We start from the raw sequence: 19,485 nt of genomic DNA, 5'->3' as shown, positions 1-19,485 counted from the left end.
GCGCCGACCCCTCGCCTCCGCCCTGCTGGCCGCCACGATGGTGGCCGCCTCGTCCCTCGATGCCCAACGGCCCGCCGCGCGTCCGGCGCGCCGCTTCCCCATCGACACGGCGTCGATCGCCACCATCCACGCCGCCTTCAAGGCCCGTACGCTGACCTGCCGCCAGCTGGTCGACGCGTACCTGGCGCGCATCGACTCGCTCGACAAGAAGGGGCCGGCGATCAATGCGATCATTCTGACCAACCCGGCCGCGCGGGCCGTGGCCGACTCGCTTGACGCGCGCTACGCGAAGGGCGGACCAGTCGGCCCGCTCCACTGCGTGCCGATGATCGTGAAGGACAACTTCGAGACCGTGGGGCTGCAGACCACCGCCGGCTCGCTCGCCCTCGAAGGGTGGCAGCCGCGGCAGGACGCCACGATGGTCCGCCTCGTCAAGCAGGCCGGCGCCATCGTGCTCGCCAAGAGCAACCTCGCCGAGTGGGCCTTCACGCCGTACGAAACGGTGAGTTCGATCCTGCCCGGGTACACCCGCAATCCGTACGCGCTCGATCGCGTCACCGCCGGCTCCAGTGGCGGCACCGCGGCGGCCGTCGCGGCCGGCTTCGGCGCCGTGCGGCTGGGCAGCGACACCGGCAACTCCATCCGTGGTCCGTCGGCCCATCAGCTGCTCGTGGGTATCCGCTCCACCATGGGGCTCACCTCCCGCGCGGGCGTCGTGCCCCTCAATGCGGTCGCCGATATTGCCGGCCCGATGGCGCGCAGCGTGGCCGACGCCGTCACCGTGTTCGACGTCATCGCGCACAGTGATCCGGAGGATACCGTCACCGCGCCAGCCGATGCGAAGCGCGCCGCGCGCTACACCGAGGCGCTCGTCCGCGGCGGGCTCAAGGGCGCGCGCATCGGCGTGCTGCACCAGGCCTACGATCGCCCCACGCTCGATCCGGAAGTCAAAGCGGTCTTCGAGAAGGCCGTGGATGATCTGCGTCGCGCCGGGGCGATCATCGTCGATCCCGCCACGGTCGATTCACTCGATGTCATTCAGCGCCGCCAGCAAGGCGGGTGCAATCGCTTCAAGGCCGATCTCGAGCGGTATCTCGCGGCCCGTGCGCCGAACGCGCCGGTGCACACCATCGACGAGGTGCTGCGCAGCCGGAAGTATCACCCCACCGTCGAGCAACGGCTGCGCGACGCCGCCACCGCCACCGAGCCCCCCGAAACGGCGCCGGGGTGCGTCTCCCGTGAGAAGGTGCGCAGCGCCCTGCGCGTCGCCGTGACGCAGCTTATGGATTCCCTCAAGCTCGATGCCCTCGTGTATCCCACGTGGAGCAATCCGCCGCGCCTGATTGGTGATCTCAACACGCCGCACGGCGACAACAGCCAGCTGTTCTCTCCGTCGACCGGCTTCCCAGCGATCACCGTGCCGATGGGCTTCACGCGCGACCATCGACTTCCGGCCGGCATGACGTTTTTCGGTCGCGCGTTTGATGAACCGCGTCTGATCAGGCTCGCGTATGATTACGAACAGCTCATCCACATCTGGCGCGCGCCGCGACTGACGTCGGCCCTGCCCTGATACCGCACAACCCCATCAGGTTATCCGATTTCGCCTGTCAGGTTTTTACTGTAGCTAGCCGGTGGGACGAACGATACTCTGAGCGGAACCCACCGGAGTCCGCCAGCCTGATCGGCGGTGACACGACCGAAGACGGTCGCGCGCGCTCTGCACGTTGCTGGAGCCGTGATGTTCGCGGTCGCTCTCGAGACCCTACCGCTCGACGCGCTATGCGATCCGCATCTGATCCTGGATGCGGACGGCCTCGTGGTGCGCGCGGATAGTCGCGTTGACGCCGCGATTCTCAACGATGCGCCAGTGCTGCGGCAGTTGGCGATGGCCCGTGTGGCCCCCACCGAGATTGTCGCCGACACCATCCTCGGGCGACGCTGGTTCTCGGTGGCGACCACCGACGGCAAGTGGCAGGGCGCCCCCGCCCGACTGGTGCGCCTCCTCGACATCACGGGCGAGCGGCACGAAGCGCTCGCCCAGCGGCACCTCGCGGATGCGGCGCAGGATGTGATCGACGCGCTGCCTGCGGCGGTGCTGTTGCTCGATGCCACCGGCCACATCATCGCCGCCAATGCGCGCTGGCACATTCAGGCCAACACCGGCGAGGCAGGATCCGTCGGGTCGCGGCTCGGCGCCAATTATGCCGACGAGTGCGACGCGCTGGCCGCTCGTGGTGATCCGGCCATGCAGCGGCTCGCCGATGGCGTGCGCCAGGTCCTCGATCGGCGGCGCCTCGCGTTTGAAGAGGACGTGCACTGCCGCAATCCGGCGAATCCCGTCTGGTATCACGTCACCGTGTCCGCGCTGGGGGCCACCGAGGGCGCGGTCGTGCAGCATCTCGAGACCACGGCCTTGCGCGAGGCCCTGCTCGCCGAAGCGTCGGCAACGGCCCACTTCCGTGGCGTCTTCGAAATGGCCTTGGATCCCATCCTGCTGTTCGACGATGCCATGCAGGTCCTGGCGGTGAATGCCGCGGCCGAGCAGACGCTTGGGCGCTCGCGCGATGCGCTCGAGGGGCGTCCCCTCTGCGAGTTCGTCGCACCCGAGTCGCTGAATACCCTCTACGAGCAGCACGAAGCCCTCCTCGCCATGGGGGAGGGGCGCGGCTTTTCGCAGTACATGGGCGCCGGTGGCAAGCTGGTGGACGTCGAGTTCGCCAGTCGCGCGAACGTCGTGCCCGGGCGGCACGTGACGATGCTGCGCGATCGCTCCGCCATGAACAGCATGGAGCGCCAGCTGCGCACGGCGCAGCGCATGGAAGCGATCGGCCGGGTCACCGGCGGCATTGCCCACGACTTCAATAACCTGCTCACGGTCATCGTCGCGCACGCCGAGATCCTCGCCGGTGATCCGGATGCGGTGAGCGACGCCGATCGGCAGTCGCTGCAGGAGGTGCTCGCCGCGGCGCGGCGGGGCGCCGAAATGGTGCGCAAGCTCATGGCGCTCGGCCGTCAGGAACCGCTGCGCCTCACCGCCTGCGACATCGGCGCCGGCATCGAGGAAGCGGCCACCATTCTGCGTCGCATTCTCCCGGAGACGATCAACACCCAGGTGCGGATCGAGGGCGAGCTGCCGCTGGCCTGCGCCGATGCGAACGCCGTGCAGGAGATCCTGCTGAACCTGGCCACCAATGCCCGCGATGCGATGCCGGACGGTGGGAACCTCACCATTACCGTACGCGCCGAATCGGGGGCCGCCCGTCAGGCCGCGGATGCCGCCCGGGCCCTGGTGCAGCCGCTCCATCACGTCGTGGTGCGGGTGCAGGATACCGGGGTCGGGATGGACAGCAGCACGCTCGCCAACCTCTTCGAACCCTTCTTCACCACCAAGCCGCCGGGGCAGGGGACCGGGCTGGGGATGCCGATGGTCCAAGGGCTCATGGAGCAGATGCGGGGGCGCGTGGAGGTGCGGTCGGCGCGCCAGCAGGGCACCACGGTCACCCTGCACTTCGCCGTGGCCGACAGCGCCTGGATCGCGCAGGCGCTCCCCACGCCGGCCAAGGCGCACCGCGCCGTCCATGGCGAGACCGTCCTCGTGGTCGAGGACGACCCCGGGATCCGCGCGTTGGCAGTTCGCCTGTTGGAGAAGGCGGGGTATCGGGTACTCGAGGCCCACCACGGCGACCATGCCTGGGATGTCCTCGCCAGTCGCTCGCACGCCCTCCACGGGCCGATCGACGTGGTCCTCTCCGATATCGTGATGCCCCGGGGCGGTGGGGCCCGGGTGCTCGACGGGGTGATCCGCTTTGGCGCCGGTGTCCGCCTGATCTGGATGACCGGCTACCCCGGCGCAGAATTCGACGACGCAGAGGTGCGGGCGCCGTGCGCGGCCCCCATAATCCAGAAGCCATGGTCCGTGGCTGGATTGCTGGCCGGCGTGCGTGACGCGCTGGACGGCCCGCCCACCCCACTCCCCTCGTACCAGTCCGACGCCCACTCCGCATGACCACCCCCCAGAGTCTCGAGCCGACCGCGGCCACCACCGACGAGCAGGAGCCCCTGTTGGGGATCTGCGCCATCGGCGCCAGCGCCGGCGGGCTCGAGGCGCTGCAGCTCTTCTTCGACAGCACCGATGCCAATACCGGCATCGCCTATGTCGTCGTGCAGCACCTGTCGCCCGACCACAAGTCGCTCATGGTCGAGCTCCTGCGGCGTCACACACCGCTCAAGGTCGTTCGCGCCGAAGAAGGCATGCGCATCATGCCCAACACGGTGTATCTCAATCCGCCCAAGACGAACCTCACGATCAGTGAGGGCGAACTACATCTCGTCGAGGCGCCGAGTGGCTCCGGGTTGCACCTGCCGATCGACAGCTTTTTCGCGTCCCTCGCGCAGGCCCAGGGCGAGTTCGCCGTGGGCGTGGTGCTCTCGGGCACCGGCAGCGATGGCACGCGTGGCGCGCGTGAACTGAAGGCCGAGGGTGGCCTCGTGCTGGTGCAGGAACCGACCGAGGCGCAGTTCGACGGCATGCCGCGGAGCGTCGTCGCGACCGGCCTCGCCGATCAGGTCCTGCCGGTGGGCGAGATGCCCGCCACGATCCTGCAGTTCTTCCAGCGGCGGGGCGGCGTGCGCGCCATGACCGCCCCCGAGCAGAGCGCCGGCACCGCGCAGCAGGTCACGCGCGTCCTCGGTCTGCTGCGCGATCGCCTCGGCACGGACTTCGCCGGCTACAAGCCGAATACCATCATTCGCCGCATCGAGCGCCGCGTGCTCATGCACCCCGGCCTCGGCTGGGATGACTATGTGCGCCTCCTCGAGGATTCGCGCACCGAGTTGGTGGCGCTGCATCGCGATCTGCTCATCAACGTCACCCGCTTCTTCCGTGACGAGGAGGCCTTCCGCCTTCTGCAGCAGCGCGTCCTCCCGCAGCTCGTGCAGGATGCGCCCCCCGATGGCGAACTGCGCGTCTGGGTGCCCGCCTGCTCCACCGGTGAAGAAGCCTACTCGATTGTCATCCTGCTGCTGGAGACGCTCGAGGAGCTCAAGCTCACGCGCAACGTGCGCGTCTTTGCTACCGACGTGGATCAGGATGCCGTGGAGTTCGCCGCCGCCGGTCGCTACGGCGATTCCATCGCCGCCGACATCTCCCCGGATCGACTGGCGCGCTGGTTTGTGGCCGATGGCGATGGCTATCGCGTCAGCCGCGCCCTGCGCGATCGCGTGATCTTCGCCCGACACAATCTGCTCAAGGATCCGCCGTTGACGCGCATGGACATGGTGTCCTGCCGCAACATGCTGATCTACCTCGGCGCGGATCTGCAGCGTCGCGTTATCGCGTTGCTCGCCTATGCGCTCCGCGCACGTGGCTATCTGCTGCTGGGGTCCAGCGAAACGGTCGGCGCCCTGTCCACGCTGTTCGACGTGGTCGATGCGAAGTGGAAGCTCTATCAGGCGCTGCAGCCCGGGCGGCATACGCTGGCCGAGGCACTGCCATCGCGCCCGCGCCGCTCGCTCATGCAGACCTATGGCGTCACGACCGGCGCCGAGGCCGCGGTGCTGTCCACGCGCGGGCAGGCCACGCGCAGCGCCGCTGAAGATGGGCTGCTCGAGCACGTCTTCCAGGAGCTCACCGATCTCCTCAAGCTGCGATGCGTCGTGCTCGACGCCGAGTTCCAGCTGCTGCACACGTTCGGTGATGTCTCCACGCTGCTCAAGGTGCCGGCCGGCCGTTCGACGCTCGAGATCTTCAAGCTCTTGCCGCGCCCGCTGAGCGCGGCCCTGCGCGCCGCCCTGGGGCGCATCGCGAAGGAACATCGCGAGATCATCTACGAAGGCATCGAGCTCCAGTCGAACGAGCCCACGGTCACGCTGCACGTGCGCCCGCTCGACGTGGGCCCCGATCGCACGCGCGCCTACGTGATCTTCTTCCAGAGCGGCCCCGTGCCGCTCACCGGCAAGACGGCCGATACGCTCGCCGCCGACGAAAGCACCGCGCTCCGCCTCACGCAGCTCGAACACGAACTGCAGTACACGAAGGAAAACCTGCAGGCCACGATCGAGGAGCTCGAAACCTCGAACGAGGAGCTGCAGGCCACCAACGAGGAGCTGCTGGCGTCGAACGAGGAGCTGCAGAGCACCAACGAAGAGCTCCAGTCGGTGAACGAAGAGCTGCAGACGGTCAACGCCGAGTATCAGGAAAAGATCGCCGAGCTCATTTCGCTCAACAACGACATCGAGAACCTCCTGCGTACCACCGGGGTCGGCACCCTGTTCGTGGACGAAGGGCTGCGCATCCGCAAGTTCACCGATGCGGCGCTGCGCCTGCTCAACGTCATGCCGCAGGACATCGGCCGCCCGCTCGAGCATATCGCCGCCAAGGTGCCCGGCGTGGATCTGGTGGGGATGTGCCGCCGGGTCATGCAGGGGCAGGGCGCGGAGTCCCACGATCTGGTCGCCAGCGATGGCACCCATCTCCATGTGAAGGTGCTCCCGTATCTCACCGGCGACGTGGGGGTGCATGGCGTCATCGTGAGCGTGATCGATGTGACGGAAGTGAAGCAGGGCGAGGAGCGCCTGCAGAACATCCTCGACTCGATCCCGTCGTCACTCGCGGTGCTCGGACCCGACGGCACCATCGTGCAGACGAACGCCGAATGGTCGCGCTTTGCCTCGGCGAACGAGGCGCCGCCGCCGCTCATTTCCGGCGTGGGGCTCAACTACGTCGCGACGTGCATGGCCGCGCCGAACGATCCGATGGCGCAAACGGTCGGGCGTGGGCTGCGGGATCTGCTCGCCGGCCGCCGCGAGCGCTTCGAGGTGGAGTACCCCTGCCACTCCCCCACGCAGAAGCGCTTCTTCCGGCTGTCGGCCACGCCGCTCTCGAATGCCGGCCCGCGCGGCGCGCTGGTGCAGCACTTCGATATCACCGGCACCGTGCTGCGCCTCGAACGGCTCACCCAGTGGGCGGAGCAGGTGCACGCGATGGGGGTGGCGGGACTGCCGGACGTGCCAGGGGAGTAAGGCACCCACAACCCAGCACTAAAAACCCGAGACCCTAAACTGATCGGTTTAGGGTCTCGGGTTTTTGGTGCTGGGTTGTGGGTTCCTCAGGAGCTGTAGTACGCCGCGTTCTCGTCCACGTACCCCTTCGTGAGGTCACAGCCGTACGCCGTGGCCTCCCCATCGCCCACCCCGAGGCACACCTCGAGGTCAACCACTTCCCGGGAGAGCGTCTCGCGCACGATGGCATCATCGAACGCGAGGCGCTCGCCGTTGCCCACGACCTGATAGCCGTTGATCCAGGCATCGGTCGTGGCTGGCCGAATGGTGCAGGTGAAGCACTTGCCCACCGCCATCAGCAAGCGGCCGACATTCGGATCGGCGCCGTGCACCATCGTCTTCACGAGCGGCGAGTTCACGATGCTCTTCGCCACGACGTGCGCTTCGGTGGCATTCAGGGCGCCGCGCACCGTCACGCGGACCAGATGCTCCGCCCCCTCGCCATCGCGCGCGAGGATCTCCGTCATGCGCGTGCACCCCGCGCGCAGGACGCGCAGGAATTCGGCTTCGTCCACCGCGCCCGCCAGTCCGTTGGCGAGAATCGCGCACGTGTCCGACGTGCTCGTATCGGTGTCCACGCTGAGCATGTTGAACGTCGGCGCCACCGCCGCGCGCAGCAGGCGGTCGAGCGTGGGCGCATCGAACGCCGCATCCGTGAAGATGTAGCTCAGCATGGTGGCCATGTTCGGCTCGATCATCCCTGAGCCCTTCGCCACCCACGTGATCGTGGCGTTGCCCACACTGGCCGACAGCGCCTTGGGGTGCGTGTCGGTGGTCATGATTCCTTCCGCGCCGACCATCGGGTCGCCCTGCAGATCGGCAGCCATCCCCACCACGCCCCGTTCGATCTTCTCGATCGGGAGCTGCACGCCAATCACGCCGGTGGAGCTCACCAGCACCCGCCCCGGGTCGGTGCCGAGTTCGGCGGCCGCCGCGCGCGCCATGCGCCGCGCATTCTCCACGCCCGTCGCGCCGGTGGCCACGTTGCTCACCTTGCTGTTGGCGATGATCGCGCGCAACGTGCCGCCCCGGATGGTCTCACGCCCCAGAATGATCGGCGCGCCGGGGAAGTGATTGCGCGTGAACACCGCGGCGGCGGCCGCGTCGACGTCGCTCGCGAAGAGCGTCAGATCACGCGCGCTGGGCTTGAGGCCCACATTGCGGCTGGCGCAATGAAAGCCGCGCGGGAACACCGGCGTGGCATGAAAGAGGGAGGGCTCGGACATCCGTCTAAACTCGCCCGCCTGCGGGTCCCTCACAAGCAGCCGCATTGCGTCGATGACCCCTCGGCTCGCTCAGGGGTATCTTTCTCACGCTCCCGCCCATTCCTGCGCACCGGATCCTGCTCTGATGCTGACACTGCCAGACATCCTTCGTTCCCTGCCGCGCGGTCGCGTCAGCGGCCATCGCGCGGTGGCCGCCCTCGCCCTCGCGGCCGCGTCGGCCACGCGCGCGCCGGCTCAGGCGCCGCGCCCCGAACGCCCCGCGCCGCGATCGGTGGCCGATACTTCCATCTTCGCGCCGCTCGTACTTCCCACGGCCAACGAGATGCGCGCCGGCAGCGGAGCCCCCGGCGCCCGCTACTGGCAGAATCGCGCCGACTACGTGCTCAAGGCCACGCTCGATACGGCCAAGAAGAGCGTCAGCGGGAGTATGACGCTGCGCTATACCAATCGCACGCCGGACACGCTGCGCTTCCTCTGGATGCAGACGGAGCAGAACGCCTTCCGGGACAAGTCGCTCAACTCGTACATCTTCGAGGAAGACGGGCGCTTTGGTTCGCGTGGCTTCAACGGCGGGTACACGTTCACGAAGCTCGCGCAGACGCTGGGCCCTGCCGGCGGCGCGACCAAGAGCGTGGAGCTCACGCGCCGCGTGGAAGAAACCGTCATGAAGGTGGATCTCGCCGAGCCGCTCGCGCCGGGAAAGACGGCCACCATCGACATGGCGTGGTCGTTCCCCGTGCCCGAGCATGGCGCCGACCGCATGGGGCGCGAGGGCGCGCTCTACGAGATCGCCCAGTGGTATCCGCGCGTCGCCGTGTACGATGATGTGCGTGGCTGGAACATCGAACCGTATCTGGGGCAGGGCGAGTTCTATCTCGAGTACGGCGACTACGATCTGAGCGTGACCGTGCCGGCGGGCTACATCGTGGCGGCAACGGGGGCGCTCCAGAACGCCGCCCAGGTCCTCACCCCCACCACCCTCGCACGCCACGCGATCGCGGCCAAGAGCGATACCGTGGTGCGCCTCATCACGGCCGACGAACTCGCGAGCGGCAAGGCGCGCCCGCGCACGAGCGGCACGATGACGTGGCACTTCGTCGCCAAGAATGTGCGCGACGCGGTGTGGGCGGCCTCACCCGACTTTCAGTGGGATGCGACCAGCTGGAAGGGGATCATGGCCTACGCCTACTACCGCCCCAGCGCCGCGGTGAACTGGCACGACGCCGCCGACCAGTCGCGCATGTCGATCATGGAGTACTCCGAGCGCTGGTTCATGTACCCCTGGCCGCAGATCTCGGCCATCGAAGGCCCCATCAGCGGCATGGAGTACCCCATGATCGCGATGGAGAACAAAAGTGCCGATGTGTACGACCTGTACAACGTCGTCACGCACGAGATCGGACATATGTGGTTCCCGATGATTGTCGGGAGCAACGAACGCGTCTACATGTGGCAGGACGAAGGCTTCAACACCTTCATCAATACCTTCTCGGAAGGCCGCCGCTATCCGGAGAAGGGCGATCAGATGGCGCGCGCGGCGGAGGAGCGTCGCCTGGTGGAGCAGGTGATGACGGCGGGCATGGACAAGCCCATTGACATCAACCCCGACCGCATCGCCCCCGACATGCTCGGGGTGACCGCCTACGTGAAGCCGAGTGTGGGGCTCCAGCTGTTGCGGCAGGAGATCCTCGGGCCGCAGGCGTTCGATGAGGCGTTCAAGACGTACACCGCGCGCTGGGCCTTCAAGCATCCCACGCCGGCCGATTTCTTCCGGACCATGGAGAACGTCGCGGGCCGTCGGCTCGACTGGTTCTGGCGGGAGTGGTTCATCGAAAACGCGCGCTTCGATCAGGCGGTCGACACCGTCGTGACCCGCACGCGCGGTGACACGAATCAGGTGGCGGTGGTGTTCGGCAACCGCGAGCGGGGCGTGCTGCCCATTCGTGCGCGTTTCTCCTTCAGCGACGGCAGCACGATGGACGTGCACTATCCCGCGGAGGTGTGGAGCACCAACACGCGGCGCTATGTGCGCGAGTTCCGCTTCGTGGGGAAGCAGCTCGTGGGGATCGAACTCGACCCCGAGCAGCGCCTGCTCGACGTCGATCGCAAGAACAACCGGTGGGGCTCTCCCACTCGGCAGCCCTAGGCGGCGCAGCGGGAGGGACGAACCGTACATTAAGTCCTGTTTAATGTAACGGGTTCGAGGGGTGTATTTTCGCTGTAAAACGATTCCATTGGTGATAAAAAGTGAAATTTCCGGGACGATGTATGCGCGGCTCGGTATGTCGTTTCCCGGAATATTTCACTACACTGCCGCGTCTGGTCCCCACCCCTCCACTCTCTGCCTACCGCTCCGGTGCCCTCTCAGCCTTCGCTTCGCCCGTTCGACATTGCCGTCGCGCTTCGGCTCGTGCTGGTGCCCGAAGATCGGTATGAGCCGCTCGCCGGCGCGCTGGCCACCAGCACCAGCGCGGTGCATCGCTCGGTGGCGCGCCTGCAGCACGCCGGGATCTGTGGCCCCGGTTCGCGCACGGTGCGGGAGGAGGCGCTCCATGAGTTCCTGGTGCACGGCGTTCGCTACGCCTTTCCGCCGGTGCACGGCCCGGAACGCGTCGGGCTGCCGACGGCCGGGGCGCATCCGGAGGTTGCGGCGGCGGTGACCGGTGCCGAGCCGCTGCGGCCGCTCATCTGGCCAACGGAGGCCGGCACCGTGCGTGGTGAAACGCTGGTGCCGCTGTTCAACGGCCTGACCAAGGTGGTCGCGAAGGACGCGCGGCTGCACGCGATGCTCGCCTGCGTGGACGCCCTGCGTGTGGGCACGCCGGCGCAGCGGAGCGCGGCGTCGGAATTGCTCCGGCAGCAGATCGCCACGGCGAAGAGCTGACCCGCATTACTGCCGTTCACTCACTCGCCAGCAGGGACGACAGCACAGGACCGCAGACAACGGCAGTAAGCGCAGTGTCCGCCCATACACAAAGAGCGGGACCGGAAACCCGGTCCCGCTCTTTAGTATCAGCGCGTCATTTGAGCGTCACCCGGCTCGTCCCACGGAAACGGGCGCTCAATCACCACTGGTCACGGGTAACCCCGCCCCTCGCCACGCCAGATACCCGCCGGCGAGGTTGCGCACCAGGGGCGTGTGACCCGCGAAGTACGCCGCCCGGGCGATCAGGCTCGCCGCGATCGCCGACCGCCCGCCCGACTGGCACTGCACCACCAGCGGCGCCGACGCCAACGCCGCCGCCTCTTCTGGCAGGCTCCCCAGCGGCAGATGCCGCGCGCCGGGGAGATGACCACCATCCCATTCGCTGCGCCCGCGCACATCGATGACCGGAATCTCCGCCATCGACTGCAACTGTGCCGGGGCCACCTGGGGCATGCTGGCCACGCGTCCCGCGGCGGTCGCCTGCGCGAGCACGGGGTCCGCGAACGCCCAGCCAATCACCTGATCGAAGCCGACGTGGGCCAGGACCTCGCGCGTGCTGGTCACCGAGTCGGGCGCCGTATCGGTTGTGCGCTCCGGACTGTTGGGCGATTCACTCGCCAGCAGCACCACCGGGGCCGTGATCGGCAGCAATGACCCGACATAGGTACTGAACGACTTCGAGAGCGGGACGTTGAGCGTGCCCGACACGTATCCGTCAGCCGCGGCCGCCGCCGAGCGCAGGTCGATCACCCAGTGATCGGCGCCTAGTGCGAGCACGTCCGCCGCCTCGAGGCGCGGGAGTGGGGCGCGCGCGCCAAGTACCGGCGGGCCGTCGCGGTTGAGCCGCTTCATCTCGGCGAAGTATCGCGGGGGTTCCGGCTGCCCGTCGAGCACCATCTGCACGAAGGTGGCCTCGTCCGTCGTGCCCACGCCCCAGTTGGCCATCTTTTCGTAGCCCACGGTACTCGAGGGGACCGCGCCCAGCGCCTTGCCGCACGCCGACCCGGCGCCATGGCCCGGCCACACCTGCAGGTGATCGGGCAGCGCGCGGAAGCGTTCGAGCGAATGAAAGAGGGTGCGCGCTCCGGCTTCCATGGTGTTCGCGATCTTGGCCGCGCGCTCGAGCAGGTCCGGCCGCCCGACATCGCCCACAAACACAAAGTCACCGGTCAGCACGCCCATGGGACCGGCGGCCCGCGGCGTGTCGGTCACGATGAAGCTCAGATGCTCCGGCGTATGCCCGGGCGTGTGCATCACGTCGAGATGGATGTTGCCCACGACGATGCGGTCGCCGTCATGCAGCAGCGTCGCGCCATCGGTGGCCGCATACGCGTACTGCCAGTCGCTGCCACCCTCCGCCGACAGGTAGAGCTGCGCCCCACAGGCGGCCCGGAGTTCGCGCGCCCCCGAGACGAAGTCGGCGTGAATGTGCGTCTCGGTGATGTGGGTGATGCGGAGCCCCTCGGCCTTGGCGACCGCGAGATAGGGGGCCGGGTCCCGCAGGGGATCAATGACGATCGCCTCGCCGGTGGCCTGGCAGCCGATCACATAGCTCGCTTGCGCCAGGGCCGTGTCGTAGAGCTGTCGAAAGAACATGGACGACGAATTTCGTGGAGTTGCTGCGGTTGGTCACAGGAAAGTTGCAGCGCGTTCCACTTCTGTGATAGGGATGCCGATGCCGCTATGCCCTCCCGATCGTCCGTGAGATACCATGCGGCCATGTCCACGTCACCTCCACGTCGTCCGTCGACGCTCGCAGCCCGGCAGTTCGAGGCGGCCCAGCGGGGGATTGGCGCGGCGCCACCGGCCGGACGACGCGAGGCAGGCCCCATGATGGGCGTTGGCCGGAGCTCCGTGGCCAACGCGCCCGCCGTCCCGGCGCGCCTGGTCCCGTCGGTGCCCATGCGCACACGCCCGGTCGCGCCGGTGCCCACGCCCTATGCGACCACCGTGCGCGGGGCGGCGAAGCCGGTCGCCGAACGGCCGGCCGAAACGCCGGCGGGACCAACCCGCGAAACACAGCGCCGCATTGCTGCCGCCGAACGCGAACGGACCCTGGTGACCAGCCTGATCGTCGCCTTCGTCTTTGTCGCGGTGTCCATTGCCGCCGTCCAGATGCGCGGCAGCATGCAGCTCGATCGCAGCAAGCAGGCGATGAGCGCGACCTTCGTGAAGGTCTTCGAGCTGCAGGGCACCTACCGGCTGCTCAATGGCCGCTTCGCCACCTGGCGCGAACTCGAGGGGCGCGGCGCCCGGCTCGGCCCCGACCAGCGGGTCGTGAAGAGCAATGCGTCATCGTCGCACTGGTTCCTGTCGCTCCGCGACACCGGTACCGGCATCATCTGCTCCCGCACGGGTGAGCTGTTCGATGACAACCCGCTGAACCGCAACCCGAGCTGCAGCACGCCGTAACACGCGTCGCCGGCCATCGGCGCGACCTCTCCGCGCGGACCCTCCCGCCAGACGCCGTGGCGCGATAGATCGGAGGGTGCTCAGAAACTCTCGGAATTCAGCGAGGCGCGCGGCCATGGGCCTCGCGACCGGCGCGGCCATGGGCCTCGCCGCGTCCCACCCACTCGCAGCGCAAGGGCGCGACACCACCACGCGTCGCGATTCGAGCGCGCAGGCGCTCGGCGCGGTGCGCATTACGGTGACCCGCGATCAGGCGCGATCGCCCTTCGAGTTGCCCTTTGCCACCACCAGCACCGCCCTGACCGAACGACCGGCCCAGCGGCGGAGCGGCGTGGGCGATCTGTTGCTCGGTGTGCCTGGGGTGCAGGTGCAGGACCGCGCCAATCCCTCGCAGGACCCGCGCGTGACCCTGCGCGGTTTCGGGGCCCGCAGCGCGTTCGGTGTGCGCGGCGTGCGCATCCTGCGCGATGGCGTGCCCCTCTCGCTGCCCGACGGGCAGACCCCACTCGACTGGCTGGATCTCGAAACGATCGGCCAGGTCGATGTCGTGCGCGGCACGGCGGCGGCGCTCTACGGCAACGCGGCCGGCGGCGTTGTGGCGATGACCTCGCGCGCGCCCTCCGCGGCGCCGGCGTCGCTCGCGACGCGGGTGTGGGACGGTGGTGGCGTGCAGCGCGCCAATGTGACCGCCTCGGGATCTGCCGCCGCGCCGCTCGGTGTGCTGCAGGCCCCGCAGTGGCTGGCGTCCTTCACGCGCACGCGCGGCGACGGCCAGCGGGCCTGGTCGCGCCTCGATGCCTCGAGCGTCTTTGCGCGCACGAGCGCCACCATCGCCGGCACGCGATTCGAACTCCAGGGCACCCGCTACGACGCGCCGCGCGCCGAGAATCCCGGCGCGCTCACGGCGGCGGAACTCGCGCGCGATCCCGCGCTGCCCGATTCGCTCAACATCACCAAGCGCAGTCGCAAGGCGGTGCAGCAGTCGCAGGTCGCGCTGCTCGCGGAGCGCACGGTCGGCAGTGGCACGGTGCGCGGGTCGCTCTTCACGGGGACGCGCACGCTCGACAACCCCTTGCCGTTCGCGATCGTGGCGGTGGACCGGCGCGTCGTGGGTGGGGGCGTGCATGGCGCGTGGCGCGTCACCGCGCTCCCCTGGCCACTCCGCCTGAGTGCCGGCGCCGATGCCCAACGGCAGCGCGATGAGCGCTCCAACTACGAGAACTGCGCCGACGTACTCCCCACCGCTCCGGTCACCACCCGCTGTCCGACGGCTGGCCGGGAGCGGGGCGCGGTGCGCCTGGATCAGCGCGAGGTCGTGAGCGGCGCCGGCGCCTATGCGCGCGCCGAAGTCGAGGCGCCGGCGCATCTCTTCGTCAGCGCGGCGCTGCGGGGGGATGCCGTGCAGTTCACGGTCACCGATCGCTTCATCACGGCCACCAATCTCAACGACTCGGGCGACCGGACACTGCGCGCGACCAGCCCGATGCTGGGGCTCGCCTGGCGGCCGCGTCGCACGTGGAGCGCCTACGCGAATCTCGCCACGGCCTTCGAAACGCCCACCATCACCGAACTCACGAATCAGGAGAACGGCGCGGCGGGACTCAATGTCACGCTCGGGCCGCAGCGGACGCGCACCGTGGAAGTCGGTGCGCAGGCACTCGTCGCCGGTCATCTCCGCGCCGATCTCGCACTCTTCCGCGCCAAGGTCCTCGACGAACTCGTGGGCTTTGATGTGCCCGGGCAGGCCGGTCGTCGCGCCTTTCGCAACGCGGGGCGCACCTCGCGCAGTGGCGCGGAAGCCAGCCTGCGCGGCGAGTGGAGCCACCTGAGCACCGGAGTGGCCTACAGCTACGCCACGTACCGCTTTGATCGCTACGACGTGGGTACGGTGTCGTACGCCGGCAAGCCGATTCCGGGGCTGCCGGCCCAGTATGCGCAGGCGTTCACCACGGTGCGCCGCGCCGGCCTCTGGAGCACCGCCGAGGTCACCGCGTCGGCGCGGGCGAGCGCCAACGATGCGGCCACGATCTTTGGCGCCGGCTACACCGTGTGGAATTGGCGCGTGGGCTATGCGTCGCCCGCAATCGGGGCCGTGACGCTCGAGCCCACGCTGGCGGTGGAGAATCTCTTTGATCGCCGCTACGCGAGTTCGCTCGTCCTCAATGCCACGCGCAATCGCTACTTCGAGCCCGGACTGCCGCGACGCGTGGTGTTCCTCATGAGTGCGCGGTGGCGGTGACCGTCACCGCTACGGCGCCCTGAGCGTTACTGATAAGCGTTACTGATACTGGATGTAGAGCGGGCGCGGCGTCAGGGTGAACACCTGCGCCGCCGTCATCATCGGGCCGCCGTAACGCGTGTCGTTCTTGTAGAACAGCTTGAACCCGGTGAACTGCACGGGATCCGCGTACACGTACGCCGCGTAGGAGTCCTTCTTGAGCGACGGCGGGCCCCACCCGTCCATGTGAATCACGACCTGCACCCGCGGGTCGCGCTTGATCTTCGACGCGTTCGTCAGCATCGGTCTGGTGAAGCGATGCACTACGAGAATCTTGGGCGGCAGCCCCTTCTCGGTCACGAGCTTGGCGAGCCGGTCGATGACCCAGTTCACATCGGCCGCATCGTACGTGCCGATCTTCTTGCCCGGGCGCGTGCCGTCCTTCATGGAGAACTCGGGATCCATGCCGAGGTGCACATCGGGGCGCGCCAGAAACGCCTCGAGCCGCGGATACTCCTCCTGAATGGTGCTGAGCCCGACCTGCACATCGAGGAAGAGCAGGGCGTTACGCTCCTTCGCCCAGCCGTACACCTTCTCGGTCAGCGCATCGCTGTGCCGCATGCGATAGCGACCATCTTTCCCGGCGTCGCCCTGCGCCACCGTCGTGATCAGATGCAGCGCCGGTTGCACCGGGGTTGCCGGGTCGACCTTTTGCCACGCCGCCACTTCGCGATCGAGACGGCGCAGCATCTCGTCCTTGGGGTACTCGCCCAGCACGCCCATCCGCTTGGAGTACGGATTGCCGTAGTAGGCCACGATGCGCTTGGCCGGCAGGATACTCCCCGGGAGCGGTGGCGGCCCCGGTACGGGCCACGTCGGGGCCGGCCGGCCGGCCAGGGCGCGGGCGGCGGCGGAGGTCCCGCCAGTGGGATAGGCGTGCTCCGCCTGCGGCGGCTTCGTCGGCGTGGGGGACGGCTGCTTGGTCTGGGCCGTTTGCGCCCCGACCAGAGCGGGAATGGCACACAGCAGGGACACGGCCGAACCGCTCACACGGGGGCGGGAGAATCGCATACGCATGCGCGCAATGTAGTGGGGCCGTGGGAACGTGTGGCGGCGTCAGCGGTTGAGATGGTATCGGGCCGACCGTGCCCGACAGACGTTCACTCCCTGGGTGGCCATCATGGACAGTGCAGAGATCACGCTCGCGACGTCGACCGATATCGACGCGATTCTGTTGGACTCGATCCCCGTGAATGACGGGATCTGGGCGCTCGCCGGCTTCGACGACGATCGGTCGGTGTTCGCCTGGAGCAGCTATCACGCCACGCGGTGCGTGGAGCAGTTGGCGATTGCGCGTAATCGCGTCGCCGCGGCCGAATGGGCGCTGGCCGATGTTCAGAAGCGCGGCCTGCACGCCGCGATCGCCAAGGCGGGGGCGCATGTCGCGCGCGCGCGCGCCGAGCATGCCGAGTGGGAAGCGAAGACGCAGCAGCAGGAAGCCTACCGCAAGGTCACGCCCGGCGCGTCACCCGTTTCGCTGCTCGACTGAGTGCCCGGCGATCGCGGCCCGCGGGGGGTCGCGATCGCATCGCGGTTGCCACGCGGTTGCCACGCGGTTGCTGCCGTACACCCGACGGGTCAGTGCACCCGCAGGATGTACGGCAGTCGCGCATAGGTCCCGCGCGGATCGTTGTATGACAGCAGGACCGCCAGCTCGCGCGTGATGTCCCGCGCGAGCTGCGCCGCCGGGCCGCGCATCCCGAGCGCATCAACCGCCTGCGCCGCGCGTGAGGCCACCGGCGCCGGCTTGTCTTCGAAATATTCCGACAGCCGCTCACGCGCCGACTTCGTGCGGGGATACTCGCGCACATCAAAGCTCCCCGTGATCTTGGCCAGCTTCGCCGCACCACTGACCGCCGCGTCGAGCCCGCCGAGCGAATCGACCAGGCCAATCCGCTGCGCCTGCACACCCGACCAGACGCGCCCCTCGGCAATCGCCGCCACCGAATCCACCGGCAGCTTGCGCGCGGCGGCGACGCGCTCGAGGAACGCCTTGTACACGATGTCGGTGCCGCGCTGCAGCACCGCCATTTCATCGGCAGTCCGTGGGCGGGAGAGCGTGAACAGATCGGCGTAGCGCCCGGTCTTCACCGTGTCGAACGTTACGCCATGCTTGTTCGCCAGCGCCTGCACGTTGGGCACGATGGAGAACACGCCAATCGACCCGGTGATCGTGTTCGGTTCGGCATATACCCGCTGCCCGGCGGTGCTGATCCAATAGCCGCCGCTCGCGGCCAGCGAGCCCATGCTCACCACTAGCGGCTTCTTGGCGCCGAGTAGCGTGAGCTCGCGGTGCATCGTTTCCGACGCGACCGCGCTGCCACCGGGGCTGTTCACGCGCAGCACGACGGCCTTGACCTTGTCATCCTTGCGCAGCTTGCGGAGCTCACGCGCCAGCGCATCGCCACCGATGCTGCCGTCGCTCCCTTCGCCATCCACGATATCGCCTTCCGCATACACCACGGCCACCGCCTGGCTCGCCGTGAAGTCATGATCCTTCGCGGCGGCGATCGACGCATACGTCTGCAAGGCGATCTGCGGCAGCGAGGGGCGGCCGAGCAGTTCATCCATGTCGGACTTCTGCTTCGTGCTCTTCGTGCTGTCGCTGCTCCCGGTCATCTTCTCGAGATCGGTCAGCACCGCATCGAAGTACGCCACGCGGTCCACCAGCTTGCTCGACGTGGCGAGCGCGGGGTCGATGATCCCCGCGCTGTCCACCAGCGACTGGAGCGCCACCGTATCCACGCCGCGCGATTCGCCGATGCCGCGCTTCACTTCGTGCCAGAGATCGCCCAGATAGCTCGCCGTCTGCAAGCGGTTCTCGGGGCTCATGTCCTTCCGAATGAAGGGCTCGACCGCCGCCTTGAAGCGCCCCACCCGGCTCACCTGCACACCCACACCGAGCTGTTCGAAGAGCCCGGACAGAAACGTCTGTTCCGACGCGAGGCCGGGGAGGAGCAGCGAGCCGAACGGATCGAGCGTGATCGTGCCGGCCGCCGAGGCCACGTAGTAGGTGCGCGTGTCGGGCGTGACGAGGTACGCGTGCACCGGCTTCTTGCTGGTCGTGCGGAACGCGGTCAGCGCCGCCCGCAGCTCGCGCAGCGCCGCAAAGCCGGACATCGTGCCGTCGCTGGCGACGGTACCCCGCAGCAGGATGCCGCTGATGCGATCATCATCGCCCGCGCTCTTGATGGCCGTGAGCGCCGAGCGGAGCGGAATGGCCGGGGTGCCGGGGGCAAAGGCGTCGTCCAGGAAGCCCGTCTCGGTGGGCTTGGCCGGGCGATCGGAGAGCGGGCGGTCGAGATCGATCACCAGCACCGCGTTGGCGGGCACGTCGGGCGCCGCGCTCGACCCGGCCGACGCAATGATGCCGGCGAGGAGCAGCACACCGGCCACGACACAGATGGCAATGGTGATCAGGTTGGCGGCAAGCGCCGTGAAAAACGCCTTCATTCCAGGTCTCCAGGAGGGGACGAACAGCACCTCCGGAGTCTACACGCGAGGGGCCGGGATGGGTCATCCCCCCGGGCATTAAAAACATGACGCTACCGTCGCATTGGGTCTTGCGGCCCCCGGAACCG

General features: G+C 68.4%; 12 protein-coding genes. 8 read left to right on the top strand and 4 right to left on the bottom strand.

From position 1 onward, the window contains the following. Positions 1-37: 37 nt before the first annotated feature. From K2R93_15790 to K2R93_15780, 3 genes are all read left to right on the top strand, one after another. Complete coding sequence (locus K2R93_15790; protein ID MBY0491305.1) at positions 38-1,573, top strand: amidase; 1,536 nt, start codon at positions 38-40, stop codon at positions 1,571-1,573. Between the two features lie 168 nt (positions 1,574-1,741). After that, complete coding sequence (locus tag K2R93_15785) at positions 1,742-4,009, top strand: PAS domain-containing protein (GenBank protein MBY0491304.1); 2,268 nt, start codon at positions 1,742-1,744, stop codon at positions 4,007-4,009. Further along, positions 4,006-7,023: a PAS domain-containing protein gene (locus K2R93_15780; GenBank protein MBY0491303.1), complete on the top strand. Its 3,018-nt coding sequence runs from the start codon at positions 4,006-4,008 to the stop codon at positions 7,021-7,023. Before K2R93_15785 ends, K2R93_15780 begins: the two co-directional genes overlap by 4 nt. An 86-nt stretch (positions 7,024-7,109) precedes the next feature. Here K2R93_15780 and argJ read toward each other — a convergent pair whose 3' ends face one another. After that, positions 7,110-8,288 carry a bifunctional glutamate N-acetyltransferase/amino-acid acetyltransferase ArgJ gene (gene argJ / locus K2R93_15775; GenBank protein MBY0491302.1) on the bottom strand — a complete coding sequence of 393 codons (1,179 nt, stop codon included), beginning with the start codon at positions 8,286-8,288 and terminating at the stop codon, positions 7,110-7,112. Between the two features lie 124 nt (positions 8,289-8,412). On the opposite strand from argJ, the gene K2R93_15770 reads away from it, so the two are divergent. Continuing rightward, complete coding sequence (locus K2R93_15770; protein MBY0491301.1) at positions 8,413-10,434, top strand: M1 family metallopeptidase; 2,022 nt, start codon at positions 8,413-8,415, stop codon at positions 10,432-10,434. A gap of 210 nt (positions 10,435-10,644) precedes the next feature. Continuing rightward, positions 10,645-11,172: a hypothetical protein gene (locus tag K2R93_15765; GenBank protein MBY0491300.1), complete on the top strand. Its 528-nt coding sequence runs from the start codon at positions 10,645-10,647 to the stop codon at positions 11,170-11,172. 177 nt (positions 11,173-11,349) lie between these two features. Here K2R93_15765 and K2R93_15760 read toward each other — a convergent pair whose 3' ends face one another. Continuing rightward, the gene (locus K2R93_15760; protein MBY0491299.1) at positions 11,350-12,810 is read right to left on the bottom strand and encodes an MBL fold metallo-hydrolase; all 1,461 of its coding nucleotides are present in this window, start codon (positions 12,808-12,810) and stop codon (positions 11,350-11,352) included. Positions 12,811-12,933: 123 nt separating this feature from the next. Between K2R93_15760 and K2R93_15755 the strand changes: the two genes are divergently transcribed. After that, positions 12,934-13,626 (top strand): hypothetical protein, encoded by a 693-nt coding sequence (locus K2R93_15755; protein ID MBY0491298.1) that lies wholly within the window; start codon positions 12,934-12,936, stop codon positions 13,624-13,626. A gap of 115 nt (positions 13,627-13,741) precedes the next feature. Further along, positions 13,742-15,865 carry a TonB-dependent receptor gene (locus K2R93_15750; GenBank protein MBY0491297.1) on the top strand — a complete coding sequence of 708 codons (2,124 nt, stop codon included), beginning with the start codon at positions 13,742-13,744 and terminating at the stop codon, positions 15,863-15,865. 39 nt (positions 15,866-15,904) lie between these two features. On the opposite strand, the gene K2R93_15745 is transcribed toward K2R93_15750, so the two are convergent. After that, positions 15,905-16,921, bottom strand: coding sequence for a hypothetical protein (locus K2R93_15745; GenBank protein ID MBY0491296.1), 1,017 nt, complete (start codon positions 16,919-16,921; stop codon positions 15,905-15,907). 103 nt (positions 16,922-17,024) lie between these two features. Between K2R93_15745 and K2R93_15740 the strand changes: the two genes are divergently transcribed. After that, positions 17,025-17,393, top strand: coding sequence for a hypothetical protein (locus tag K2R93_15740; protein MBY0491295.1), 369 nt, complete (start codon positions 17,025-17,027; stop codon positions 17,391-17,393). An 89-nt stretch (positions 17,394-17,482) separates the two neighbouring features. Here K2R93_15740 and sppA read toward each other — a convergent pair whose 3' ends face one another. Then, entirely contained in the window at positions 17,483-19,357 is a 1,875-nt protein-coding gene (sppA, locus tag K2R93_15735; GenBank protein ID MBY0491294.1) for a signal peptide peptidase SppA, read from the bottom strand. Positions 19,358-19,485 lie beyond the last annotated feature (128 nt).

Source organism: Gemmatimonadaceae bacterium (genome assembly GCA_019752115.1).
Taxonomy (GTDB): domain Bacteria; phylum Gemmatimonadota; class Gemmatimonadetes; order Gemmatimonadales; family Gemmatimonadaceae; genus Gemmatimonas.
This window is presented reverse-complemented; position numbering and strand designations above follow the sequence as displayed.

Excerpts from the sequence above, each read along its gene's own strand:
- K2R93_15780 (MBY0491303.1), top strand. The coding sequence starts at position 4,006 with ATGACCACCCCCCAGAGTCTCGAGCCGACCGCGGCCACCACCGACGAG.
- K2R93_15745 (MBY0491296.1), bottom strand. The coding sequence starts at position 16,921 with ATGCGTATGCGATTCTCCCGCCCCCGTGTGAGCGGTTCGGCCGTGTCC.
- K2R93_15785 (MBY0491304.1), top strand. The coding sequence starts at position 1,742 with ATGTTCGCGGTCGCTCTCGAGACCCTACCGCTCGACGCGCTATGCGAT.
- K2R93_15790 (MBY0491305.1), top strand. The coding sequence starts at position 38 with ATGGTGGCCGCCTCGTCCCTCGATGCCCAACGGCCCGCCGCGCGTCCG.
- K2R93_15740 (MBY0491295.1), top strand. The coding sequence starts at position 17,025 with ATGGACAGTGCAGAGATCACGCTCGCGACGTCGACCGATATCGACGCG.
- K2R93_15750 (MBY0491297.1), top strand. The coding sequence starts at position 13,742 with ATGGGCCTCGCGACCGGCGCGGCCATGGGCCTCGCCGCGTCCCACCCA.
- K2R93_15770 (MBY0491301.1), top strand. The coding sequence starts at position 8,413 with ATGCTGACACTGCCAGACATCCTTCGTTCCCTGCCGCGCGGTCGCGTC.
- K2R93_15755 (MBY0491298.1), top strand. The coding sequence starts at position 12,934 with ATGTCCACGTCACCTCCACGTCGTCCGTCGACGCTCGCAGCCCGGCAG.
- argJ (MBY0491302.1), bottom strand. The coding sequence starts at position 8,288 with ATGTCCGAGCCCTCCCTCTTTCATGCCACGCCGGTGTTCCCGCGCGGC.
- sppA (MBY0491294.1), bottom strand. The coding sequence starts at position 19,357 with ATGAAGGCGTTTTTCACGGCGCTTGCCGCCAACCTGATCACCATTGCC.
- K2R93_15760 (MBY0491299.1), bottom strand. The coding sequence starts at position 12,810 with ATGTTCTTTCGACAGCTCTACGACACGGCCCTGGCGCAAGCGAGCTAT.